Below are 10,145 nucleotides of genomic sequence, written 5' to 3'. Positions count from 1 at the left end.
TCACGGGCGCGATCAACTACTCGCTGAACCACTGGGCGGCGCTCACGTTCTATTGCGAGGACGGACGCGCCGAGATCAGCAATGTACTCGCAGAAAATGCCCTGCGTTGTGTAGCGTTGGGCAGGAAAAACTATTTGTTCGTTGGCTCCGACAGCGGCGGTGAGCGCGCGGCGGCGATGTACAGTCTCATCGGTACGTGCAAACTCAACGAAGTCAACCCACGTGCCTACCTCGAATACGTGCTCACTCATATTGCGGACCACAAGGTCAACCGCATCGACGAACTGCTTCCCTGGAACGTGGCCGACAAACTGAAGCTGGCCGCTCCGCTCACGTCCACCGTTTGACCGGGTAGATCCAGATAGATCGTGGCCACGATCATGGAACGATCTTCACGTGGTCTACGCCAGACCTACCCACGCTCTCACATCATGCCCCACGCGCGCGCGAATCGGGGACCGGCCCTGCCGAGCCGCTTACGCTTTACCTACACGGCCAGTCGCTGAGAGATCTACCTTGGATCCGCCTAAGCACATGAAATGCGGCCCATGCATGGTATCTCGGGATACGACGGGGAAGCGTCGTCGCTGTCCGTGTAACTACCATGGTGAGATATTTGACGTTCCAAATTTTGTTCGTGCATATTGACCAGGTAGTCAAAACAAGTGTCCAACAAGTATTTTTCGATCTGGCTCTACCTCATCAGCTAGAAGGCTACGCAGGTTGTCTTCTGCGCGGGGCAATCAAGCCGAAAAACCACGAAGTTAGTTTCTTTGATATACGGAGAATCAAGTGATGTGCGCTCATAATTTGTTGAGATTGGCGATGATCTGCGTTTCGATTGTCGTGACAGGTCCTGCGTTTGCTGTCGAATTGTGGCAAACGCTTCCTCCGACTCCATCGCTTCCTAAACCGGATACCTCCGGTACGGTGTACTACACAAGGCGCACAGATCTGGTATGCGACTTTTGGAGAGGGAGCGCCAATAGTTATGCTTCACGGAGGGCTTGGTAACTCCGATTATTTCGGAAATATCATCCCTGCGATTGTCCCGAAGCGCAAAGTGATCGTGATTGATAGTCGTGGCCAAGGCAGAAGCACTAACGACGGTCGGCAACTTACCTATCATTTGATGGCAGAAGATGTTCAAGCGGTTCTCACCCATCTTCATATAACTAAAGCGACGATACTGGGCTGGAGCGATGGAGCCATAATTGGCATGGATTTCGTTATGAATCATCCAATCGAGGTCGACAAATTTTTTAGCTTCGGTGGAACATCATCTACGAGTGGATTTCTCGATGTAAGTCAGTCAGTAACGTTTAACGCATATCTAAATCGGGTGCACAAAGAGTATCTCCGCCTTAACCCTTTTCCAAATCAATGGGACTCGATCTACGCCAATGCCAATCGCATGTGGACAATAGAGCCTAACTTTACTGATGAGCAGCTTAAGTCGGTGCGTGTCAAAACATGGATCGTGGACGCTGATCATGAGGAAGTAGTCGCCCGAAGCGACACCGACCGCATGTTCGGTCTGATTCCAAATGCTCGAGAAATGATTCTTCCCAGAGTTAGCCATTTCGCGATACTGCAGGACCCCGCAGAGTTCTCTCACGCACTATTGGGATTCCTCGATCGCTAAAAGGACTTGCATTGGGGTGTGCCAGCCTGTTGGTTTCAATGTTCAGGGAAGCAGGCAGTTTTTCCTACACTCTAAGAAGGATGACAGCTTCGGGTCCGAGTGGCAAATCAGCTTAAGAACTAAGGGGTTGATAATGTTTTTGACTGATCTTCTGCTCAATCATCCTGATCTGGCATTTACGTAATGGTTGGTAAAAATTTACGGCTCTTTTGAAAGTGGAGTGGGTTATGCGGCTCACGAGGCATGCGGGTTGATGCTGGAGAAGTCGAGTTTGCCTGCGATGAGAAACAGGACCGTTCGCATAGTTTCGAAGCGAGCGTATCCGCGTGCCTTGCGCTTGGCGGCCTGAAACAGTCCATTGATGGCTTCGCTGAATCCGTTGGTCTGGCGGGTCTGGGTCCAGGCGACGATTCCGTCGAAGTGTCGGCGAATCAATCGCACCACATCCTTCATCGGTTCGACCTTCGAACGCATAACGTTGGTGCACCACTGCTGCAGCATGTCGGAGACGACATTGATTTGCTTGCGCTCGAGAATCTCGCGCAGTTGCTCGCGATATAGCCATGCGCGGGCGGTGCGCTTCGTGGTGTACTGACTGACGAGCGCCTCGAGGTCGGTCAATTGCGCCAGGTTGAGTTTGTTCGCGTCTTTCAGCAGCGTCCAGCGCATGCCTTTGAGTTCCGGGTCGACTTTCTGTTGTTGTCGACGCACGGTATCGAGCGCCTTGGACGCGTGAGCGACGACGTGAAACTTGTCGAAGGTCAGCCGCGCATCGGGCAGATGTTCGTTGACTCCCTTGATGAAAGCCGGCGACATGTCGATGCTGACCGAATCGACTTGCTCGGGCTTGCCACCATGCTGGCCAAGATAAGCCGCGAAGCGTTCAATTGTGCCGGCATCCTTGCCGGTCGTCACGAACACGACGCGCCGCGCCTGCATGTCGGCCACCAGTGTCAGATACTCATGACCGCGCCGGTACGAGGTTTCGTCAATCGCCACCATCGTCACCTCCGACAGGTCCGCCGACGCGAGCGCCAGTTCCACATAGCGCGAGCAGATGGCATGCACCCGGTGCCACGACAGGTTGACGATGCGCGCCACGGCAGCAAACGGCATCTGCTGAGCGAGCATCAGCACAAGCGCCTCGAACAGCAACGTGAAGCCGCTGAGTTGGCCGACCCAATCAGGTTCCACCAACCGTACCGAGCCGTCCGGCAAGCGCACACGCGGCACACGTACTTCCAGAAAGCACTCGTGCTGAAAGAAATTCAAATGGCGCAGACGCTTGATTTGCGTGTCGTGCACGGGGTGCTCGCCGGCTACGTCAGCATAGGCAAACCGGCTACCCGCGACGAAGTCCACGGCAATCGTGAGCTGGCGTTTGCCGGTATCAAAGTCGACGCTTTGTACGTACCACGGGGCCCTGATTCCCAAGGCGGCTTCAAACAATTGGTTCGTCATTATTCGTTTCGTCTTGCATGGCTGGTTGCACCATTCTGCCGCAACCAGCCATGACTCAGCTTATCGAATCAGTGCGCATCAAGGGTTCGCTGCGCCGGGCTTACGCCCGCCCTTGACCCGCCAAACCACCCATTGAGAATTTAAAAGAGGCAAATTTACATCTTATTGGTATGGGAAGTGTGTCTTTGATTTTTCATTGTTTTGCTCAACAACATGAGGATTGTCACCGTGCGGAGAGTTTTCGGAGGTTGTGTGAATTCAGGTAGACATTATGCGTTGGTGTTGCTGCTGGGCGCATCGACTTATCCGGCAATCGCACAGAACTGCGTGCCCGCTCACAAGTTCAATACAATCGTGCCAGGAACGCTCACAATTGCTATGGGGGAGCTCCCGCCGTTCGATACGTTGGATAAAGACGGAAATTACACTGGCGTTGAAGCTGATCTGCTGAAGATCATTGCCAAAAAAGAGTGTTTGAAAATAGCAGCCACTCAGGTCGATCCTGCAGGTCAGGTGCAGTACGTTTTCTCCAGAAAAGCTGATATTGGGGCATTTGGCTGGTATAGAAGTGCAGCGAGAGCAAAAATACTGAACGTCAGTGATCCTCTGCTCGTGGAGCGTCTCGCAATCTATTCAAAGGATGGCGCGACAAGTATTGATTCGCTGCGCGGTTGGACGACTGGGACTATCCAAGGTTACCTCTGGGTTCCAGACCTCAAAAAGATTCTTGGTGATTCTCTAAGGCTGTATCCAAATCCGGTGGCGCTCGCTCAAGACTTAAGCGCTGGGCGCATCGACGCGGCAATCGATAGCTATACCAAAGGCATTTATGCCCAAAAGCACTCCGGAGGATACTCTGGTTGGATTATCAAGGTGGCCCAGCCGAACGTGGAAGTGAAGGCATCGGTACAGCCGGCACAGACAACACTCCTGATGTCAAAAGACGCAACAGATCTCGCATCAGCAATCAATTCCGATCTACGTGAGCTTCGCGCTAACGGAACGATTCGCGGAATTTTGAAGACGTATGGACTCGATCCGTCGGCCGCAGAGGTTGGCGAGCCCCGTCTCCTGCATTAGTCAATCAATTGAAAAAGTAAAATCTCGCAAATATACAAGCTCGTACAACATATAAATGTTTTTTATTAGATTGGGGATCTTCACAATGAAGAATTGCTTTCTGATGGTTGCATCGGCCTTGGCAGTGGGGTGCACATCACAGGTTGTCATGGCTCAGAGTTCGGTGACACTGTATGGTCTGATCGAGGATGGAATCGACTTCGTGAACAACTCGGCCGGAAAACAAGTGTATGCGATGAGGGATGGCACATACACAGGAGTTTACGGCAGCAGGTGGGGTTTGCTTGGGAGGGAGGATCTTGGTGGCGATCTCGCCGCCATCTTCCGGCTCGAAGGAGGTTTCAATGTACACAACGGAACTTTAGGACAAGGTGGCAGAGAGTTTGGGCGGCAAGCATACGTTGGAGTCACATCTGGAACATACGGTACCCTTCTGGCAGGTCGTCAGTACGACTCGATGGTGGACTTTCTGCAGTTTTCGACAACGGGCTCGGTACTCGGCTCTTATGCATCGCACGCAACCGATATCGACAACCTAAGTAACTCGTACCGGATCGACAACGCACTGAAGTACACATCTCCAACGGTCTATGGGCTTCGGGGGAGCGTCTTGATGTCTCTGACCGGCCCAGGTACTGCGGCAGGGCCCCGTCAGGTTCCTGTCTGGAGCCTTGGCGGCGATTACAGCGGACACGGGTTGCGTTTCGGCATTGCCTATTTTCATGCAGATCACCCTGCAGACATGTTTTCCGACGGCGCTCACTATATGGCCAACACCGTCGGTGCAGCTATCGGCGCAGCGGGGCCATGGAGCTATATCGGACATCCGGACCATGTAGACATGGGCGGTTTGGGCGCGACTTACACCTGGGGGCCAGTCACGATCGCGGGCGCGTATTCGAAGGCCCGATACGCCCATGCTAACGGAACCACAGACAATGTGACATTCGACGACTATGACGCATCTGTCCGTTACATGCTCTCTTCAGCGCTCAAACTCATCGCAGGGTATTTGTATACCCATGGGCAAATTGGCTATCTCGGTGAAAGTGCACGATATAACCGGATTGCGCTGGGTGCCAACTATGCGCTATCAAAGCGCACGGAGTTTTACGGAGGCATTTTCGGGCAGCAGTCCGGAGGAGTTGCCAAAGGGGCGTCCCTTTATCAGGGCGCTGGCGCGAGTCAGTCCACAACTGACCGACAGGTGGGAGCGCGAATTGCAATGATCACCCGCTTCTGAGTTTGAGAGGGGCAAATAGGGAGCGGACCGTAATTTCCGTTATAACGCTTGCACCGGAAGTCCGTGAGGTGGAGGATAACGTTGCATGTGCCGTCGAGGAAATCACGATCGTCTGCGATGACTGTCAACGTGCCTTGATACTGTCTGATCCACTCCTCGAACCAGACAATCGCGTCTAGGTCGAGATGATTGGTGGGCTCATCCAGTAAGAGGAGGTCTGATGGGGACATCAGCGCCCGGACCAGATTGAGCCGCATTCTCCAGCCACCTGAGAAACTGGAAAGCGGTGCATTTAGCTGGTCGGGCGTGAAACCGAGTCCGGGTATCATTTTCTCGGCTCGAGATTTCGCTGAATAGCCATCTATGTCCGCAAGCTTGGCATGCGCTTCGCGCCTCTGCAGCGTGCATCTCGGCTTCTGTAGATCGTAGTTCTGCATGGCCGTCGAGAACGTAATCTATCGCAGGACGAGTTCCTGACGGAGTTTCCTGGTCAACCGACGAGATGCGCCATTTCGCTGGGATCGACGAGAGTCCGGCCTCACCCTGCAACTCTCCACGTATGACGGAGAAGAGCTTTGATTTCCCGCTTCCGTTCAAACCAACAAGCCCCGACTTTTTGAGCTGGCCTGATCGTAAAGTCTGCCGAATCGAAGATACGCTTGACGCCACGGCTTAAACTGAAATAGCTGAAGCGAATCACGGACTGGCGTACTGAGAGCGTGCGATAGAGTTGGATCGACCGATGCCATGGATGTGTTTAACTACGGCCTAGCATGCATACCAATAAGTGTAACGTCCCAGACTGGGTGGTCAAAATTGGAATTCTTTGACGCTTCGATCTGTGCCGACGACCAAGCGATCCGACCGCCTCGTGTGCGTGCGCAACAGTTGGGTTCGTTCAGTTCCGGCTAAACGATGACTGGGTGCGACTTGAATGTTGTAGGGCAACTGCGGGGAGTTGATAGTGACACGCCTATCCTAGCCGTCCCTCGCACCTTCGTCGACATATGCTTTTCATGTTTCGCCGTATAGAAGCCGCGACGCGGCTGGCAGCCAAGGACGTGGTTGAATGGCGCGGTGTTTTCCCGTGCTTGTAGTCCAAACTGACGGATACCCTTTGCAACGTTTATCGCACATTTAACCGATCCATTCGGTCAGGACTGTCGATCAAGTCCGGTCGACGCATTGGTTTGGGGACGAGGCGGTGCTGTTGGGACGCTGCTTGGATCACCGGCGCATCATTGATTGCCAGTTCGTCAATTTTTCCGTTAGGCGGCGACCTTGGCGCAGTACGTGCGAAGAAGGTTGCGACTGTTGTTCCGCCAACCCTCGGGCAACCGAGGGCCTACCGTTTCAGTCATTTGATGAGACTTTTAGGACCCTTTAAGACGGACCTGACCAAAACGATCAACTGAGCAATGCTGTCCTGGGATTGGTTTTCGATTTGGCGAGGGCTCGACGAATACGCATGAGAATCTACGAGCGCCGCGCTGAATTCTCATTGTTGGTCCGTGAAGGAGGGAACTACGAAGATGCAAAATGCTGCGACTGAAATGCTTGGCATTGAGCTGCCGATCTTTGCGTTTTCTCATTGCCGCGATGTGTCGTCGAGGCTTCCCGGGCGGGTGGAATGGGAATCTTGGGCGCCGCATGGATGACGCCGGAGGAACTCGAAGTAGCGCTGAAATGGATCGACGAGCGTGTCGAGGGCAAGCCGTATGGTGTTGATCTCGTATTTCCTGGTTCCCTCACGGCGCTTGAGGACGACCGCAATCCAGCCCAAATGACATTCGCGGATCAATTGGTGGCTTCGATCTACCGCCGATAGCAATTCAGTAAGAACAGCAATCTATACGATCGGCGAACGAACGATCAAGGGTCGGTCCGCAGCTCGTTCGCTCAAGTTTTGGTTGCCCGCTATGAAAAACTAAATGCCGCCGATACAGATGTACTTGATCACCAAGTAATCATCGATCCCATAGTGCGACCCCTCGCGGCCAAGACCCGATTGCTTGACGCCGCCGAACGGTGCGACTTCGTTCGAGATGAGGCCCGTGTTGATGCCGACCATGCCGTATTCGAGCGCTTCCGCGACACGCCAGACGCGGCCGATATCCCGACTATAAAAGTACGACGCGAGGCCGAATTCAGTGTCGTTTGCCATGCCGATCACCTCCTCGTCCGACGAGAAGCGGAACAGCGGCGCGAGCGGGCCGAAGGTCTCGTCGCGCGCGACTTTCATGGCTGGCGTTACATTGACGAGAACCGTTGGCTCGAAGAAGCCATGACCGAGCGCGTGGCGCTTGCCGCCGGTGACGATGCGTGCGCCCTTGGCGAGCGCGTCTTCGATATGCGACTCGACCTTGAGCACGGCCGCTTCGTTGATTAGCGGTCCTTGGCTGACACCGTCGTCGGTGCCGCGGCCAACCTTGAGTTGTTCGACGGCGACTCGCAGTTTCTCGGCGAACGCGTCGTAGACCTTGCCGTGCACATAGAAACGGTTCGTGCATACGCAGGTTTGGCCGCTGTTGCGGTACTTCGACGCGATCGCGCCCGCTACCGCCGCGTCCAGGTCGGCGTCGTCGAAGACGATGAACGGTGCATTGCCGCCGAGTTCCAGCGACACTTTCTTGACCGTCGGCGCGCACTGCGCCATGAGCAAACGGCCGACCGGCGTCGAGCCGGTGAACGACAGCTTGCGCACGACCGGATTGCCCGTCATTTCCGCGCCGATCGCTTTCGGCTCGCCGGTCACGACGTTGAATACGCCGCGCGGCACGCCGGCGCGTTCGGCCAGCACAGCGAGCGCGAGCGCCGAGAGCGGCGTGGCTTCAGCCGGTTTGACGATGATCGGGCAGCCTGCCGCGAGCGCCGGACCGACCTTGCGCGTGATCATTGCGGCCGGGAAATTCCACGGCGTGATAGCTGCGCAGACGCCGATCGGCTCTTTCGTCACGACAATGCGCCTGTCGTTGGCCGGCGTCGGGATGGTGTCGCCGTTCACGCGCTTACCTTCTTCCGCGAACCATTCGAGGAACGACGCGGCGTACTGGATCTCGCCCTTGGCTTCGGCAAGCGGCTTGCCCTGTTCCGTGGTGAGGATTTTCGCCAGATCGTCGGCGTTCTCCATCATCAGATCGTGCCATTTGCGCAGGATGACGGCGCGTTGCTTCGCGGTCGTGGCGCGCCATGCTGGCCACGCGGCGCTCGCCGAGTCGATGGCGCGACGAGTTTCCGCCGTGCCCATGCGCGGCACCGTCGCGATCGTTTCGCCCGTGGCGGGGTTCTTCACTTCGAACGTCGCGCCGTCGTCGGCGCCTTGCCACTCGCCCGCGATGCAGGCCTGGTTCTTCAGCAGCGACGGGTCTTTCAAGCTCAACGTGGTCATGCAACTCTCCTTAGGCCGCAACGGCCACGCAGTCCTTGATTACGTCTTCGAGAATCGCCATGGCTTCGTCGAAGACGGCGTCCTGAATCGTGAGCGGGAACAGGAAGCGCACCACGTTCGAATAAACGCCGCAGACCAGCAGCAGCAAGCCGCGTTCGAGCGCGCGCGTCTGCACGCGCCGGGTGAACTCCGCGTCCGGTTCCGTGCTGCCTGCCTTGCAGAACTCGACGGCCACCATGCCGCCCGGGCCGCGCACATCGGCGATTTGCGGCACGTCGCTTTGCAGCGCGATCAGCCTGGCCTTGACGCGGTCACCCAACACCGTGGCGCGCTCGCAGAGCTTTTCTTCGTCGATGATATCGAGCACCGCATGCGCGGCGGCCACCGCCAGAGGATTGCCCGCATACGTGCCGCCCAGGCCGCCAGGCGCCGCGGCGTCCATCACATCGGCACGGCCGATCACGCCCGACAGCGGCATGCCGCCGGCGAGACTCTTGGCGACCGTCATCAGATCGGGCACGACATCGTAGTGATGCATGGCGAACAGCTTGCCAGTGCGCGCAAAACCCGTTTGTACTTCGTCGGCGATCAGCAGAATGCCGTGCTCATTGCACAGCTTGCGCAGCGCGCGCACGAATTCGGCCGGCGCCGGATAGAAGCCACCTTCGCCCTGAACCGGCTCGAAAATGATCGCGGCCACGCGCTTCGGGTCGATGTCGGCCTTGAACAGGAATTCGATGGCTTTCAGCGAGTCGGCGGTGGTCACGCCGTGCAGCGGATTCGGGAACGGCGCATGAAACACGTCCGACGGGAACGGGCCGAAGCCGATCTTGTACGGCGCAACCTTGCCGGTCAGCGCCATGCCCATCAGCGTGCGACCGTGGAAGCCGCCGGTAAAGGCGATCACGCCCGGACGGCCGGTCGCGGCGCGGGCGATCTTGATTGCGTTTTCCACGGCTTCCGCGCCGGTCGTGAAGAATGCGGTTTTCTTCGGATGGTCGCCGGGCGCGCGTTCGTTGAGCTTCTCGGCCAGTTCCACATACGACGCATACGGCACGATCTGATACGCCGTGTGGGTGAAATGGTCGAGCTGATCGCGGATCGCGGCGACGATCTTCGGATGGCGATGGCCCGTATTGCACACGGCGATGCCAGCGGCAAAGTCGATAAAGCGGCGGCCTTCCACATCCCACAGTTCCGCGTTTTCAGCGCGCTCGGCGTAGAAATCGCACATCACTCCGACGCCGCGCGGCGTGGCGGCGTCTTTGCGGCTGTTCAGTTCGGCATTGTTCATGGTCATCTCCTTCGCTCCTCGGTTTTTGCGGACG

At 56.4% G+C, this 10,145-nt stretch carries 8 protein-coding genes and 1 pseudogene; 5 read left to right on the top strand and 4 right to left on the bottom strand.

The genetic code is table 11. The annotated features are described in order from the left end of the window. Positions 1 to 347, top strand: a 347-nt coding sequence (locus F6X42_RS27755; protein WP_187637251.1) for a transposase domain-containing protein, incomplete at its 5' end; no start/stop codon positions are given. A gap of 644 nt (positions 348 to 991) precedes the next feature. Next, entirely contained in the window at positions 992 to 1,645 is a 654-nt protein-coding gene (locus F6X42_RS27750; protein WP_187637250.1) for an alpha/beta fold hydrolase, read from the top strand. Between the two features lie 234 nt (positions 1,646 to 1,879). Here the strand turns inward: F6X42_RS27750 and F6X42_RS27745 are convergent, their stop codons facing one another. Continuing rightward, the gene (locus F6X42_RS27745; RefSeq protein WP_187637249.1) at positions 1,880 to 3,106 is read right to left on the bottom strand and encodes an ISL3 family transposase; all 1,227 of its coding nucleotides are present in this window, start codon (positions 3,104 to 3,106) and stop codon (positions 1,880 to 1,882) included. A gap of 252 nt (positions 3,107 to 3,358) precedes the next feature. On the opposite strand from F6X42_RS27745, the gene F6X42_RS27740 reads away from it, so the two are divergent. Both F6X42_RS27740 and F6X42_RS27735 read left to right on the top strand, forming a co-directional pair. Further along, positions 3,359 to 4,186 carry a substrate-binding periplasmic protein gene (locus F6X42_RS27740; RefSeq protein ID WP_187637248.1) on the top strand — a complete coding sequence of 276 codons (828 nt, stop codon included), beginning with the start codon at positions 3,359 to 3,361 and terminating at the stop codon, positions 4,184 to 4,186. 85 nt (positions 4,187 to 4,271) lie between these two features. Beyond that, positions 4,272 to 5,429 (top strand): porin, encoded by a 1,158-nt coding sequence (locus F6X42_RS27735; protein WP_187637247.1) that lies wholly within the window; start codon positions 4,272 to 4,274, stop codon positions 5,427 to 5,429. A gap of 65 nt (positions 5,430 to 5,494) precedes the next feature. On the opposite strand, the pseudogene F6X42_RS46440 reads toward F6X42_RS27735, so the two are convergent. Then, positions 5,495 to 6,129 (bottom strand): annotated as a pseudogene (locus F6X42_RS46440) (ATP-binding cassette domain-containing protein); the annotation flags it as partial. Between the two features lie 939 nt (positions 6,130 to 7,068). Here F6X42_RS46440 and F6X42_RS27725 point away from each other — a divergent pair. Beyond that, positions 7,069 to 7,257, top strand: coding sequence for a hypothetical protein (locus F6X42_RS27725; RefSeq protein WP_246530241.1), 189 nt, complete (start codon positions 7,069 to 7,071; stop codon positions 7,255 to 7,257). 99 nt (positions 7,258 to 7,356) lie between these two features. On the opposite strand, the gene F6X42_RS27720 is transcribed toward F6X42_RS27725, so the two are convergent. Together F6X42_RS27720 and F6X42_RS27715 are read right to left on the bottom strand one after the other, a co-directional pair. Beyond that, entirely contained in the window at positions 7,357 to 8,817 is a 1,461-nt protein-coding gene (locus F6X42_RS27720; protein ID WP_187637246.1) for an NAD-dependent succinate-semialdehyde dehydrogenase, read from the bottom strand. Between the two features lie 10 nt (positions 8,818 to 8,827). Next, complete coding sequence (locus F6X42_RS27715; protein ID WP_187637245.1) at positions 8,828 to 10,111, bottom strand: 4-aminobutyrate--2-oxoglutarate transaminase; 1,284 nt, start codon at positions 10,109 to 10,111, stop codon at positions 8,828 to 8,830. Positions 10,112 to 10,145 lie beyond the last annotated feature (34 nt).

Origin of the sequence: Paraburkholderia podalyriae (assembly GCF_014397785.1) — a bacterium.
GTDB classification, from domain to species: domain Bacteria; phylum Pseudomonadota; class Gammaproteobacteria; order Burkholderiales; family Burkholderiaceae; genus Paraburkholderia; species Paraburkholderia podalyriae.
This window is presented reverse-complemented; position numbering and strand designations above follow the sequence as displayed.

Bases quoted from the DNA above. Each gene is read 5' to 3' on its own strand.
- F6X42_RS27750 (WP_187637250.1), top strand. From the start codon at position 992: ATGCTTCACGGAGGGCTTGGTAACTCCGATTATTTCGGAAATATCATC.
- F6X42_RS27745 (WP_187637249.1), bottom strand. From the start codon at position 3,106: ATGACGAACCAATTGTTTGAAGCCGCCTTGGGAATCAGGGCCCCGTGG.
- F6X42_RS27735 (WP_187637247.1), top strand. From the start codon at position 4,272: ATGAAGAATTGCTTTCTGATGGTTGCATCGGCCTTGGCAGTGGGGTGC.
- F6X42_RS27720 (WP_187637246.1), bottom strand. From the start codon at position 8,817: ATGACCACGTTGAGCTTGAAAGACCCGTCGCTGCTGAAGAACCAGGCC.
- F6X42_RS27715 (WP_187637245.1), bottom strand. From the start codon at position 10,111: ATGAACAATGCCGAACTGAACAGCCGCAAAGACGCCGCCACGCCGCGC.